The organism is Algoriphagus sp. oki45 (assembly GCF_036245605.1).
In the GTDB taxonomy this organism is placed as follows: Bacteria; Bacteroidota; Bacteroidia; order Cytophagales; family Cyclobacteriaceae; genus Algoriphagus.
This window is the reverse complement of sequence record NZ_BTPC01000009.1, coordinates 1-903: the sequence shown is the minus strand read 5'-3', so window position 1 is coordinate 903 and position 903 is coordinate 1. Positions and strand designations below refer to the sequence as shown.

The 903-nt window shown below is 51.6% G+C and carries 1 rRNA gene; it reads left to right on the top strand.

The window, feature by feature from the left end:
- Positions 1–903: ribosomal RNA gene (locus AAA942_RS20200) — 23S ribosomal RNA — on the top strand; the annotation flags it as partial.

Sequence of the window (903 nt, the reverse complement as noted above, 5' to 3'; positions counted from 1 at the left end):
AGAAAACAACAGTGATTCCGTGAGTAGTGGCGAGCGAAATCGGAACAGCCCAAACCGAATATGTTACGGCATGTTCGGGGTTATAGGACCTGCGTAAAGATTGACAAACTGACGAGAACGGCATGGGAAGGCCGACCGCAGAGGGTGAGAGTCCCGTATTGGAAAGGTTGTTGATTGGGCGGGTATCCTGAGTAGGTCGGGACCGGAGGAATCCCGATTGAATTTGCCGGCACCATCCGGTAAGGCTAAATACTCCTGAGAGACCGATAGTGAACTAGTACCGTGAGGGAAAGGTGAAAAGTACCGTGAATAACGGGGTGAAATAGAACCTGAAACCGTGCGCTTACAAGCGGTCGGAGCCCTTTAGTGGGGTGACGGCGTGCCTTTTGCATAATGAGCCTACGAGTTACACCTCTCTGGCAAGGGTAAGGCATTCAGTGCTGTACCCGGAGCGAAAGCGAGTCTGAAAGGGCGACAGAGTCGGAGGGGGTAGACGCGAAACTTAGTGATCTACCCATGGCCAGGTTGAAGTTCCGGTAACACGGAATGGAGGACCGAACCGATAAGCGTTGAAAAGCTTCCGGATGAGCTGTGGGTAGGGGTGAAAGGCTAATCAAACTGAGAAATAGCTCGTACTCCCCGAAATGTTTTTAGGAACAGCGTCGTGGATTGTATGATGGAGGTAGAGCTACCGATAGGACTAGGGGGAGTCACATCCTACCAAATCCTGACGAACTCCGAATGCCATCATATTTAAACGGCAGTGAGGGCTGGGGTGCTAAGGTCCCAGTCCGAGAGGGAAAGAACCCAGACCTTCCGCTAAGGTCCCCAAATTTAGGTTAAGTTGAACAAAGGTGGTCCAGTTGCAGAGACAGCCAGGAGGTTAGCTTGGAAGCAGCTATT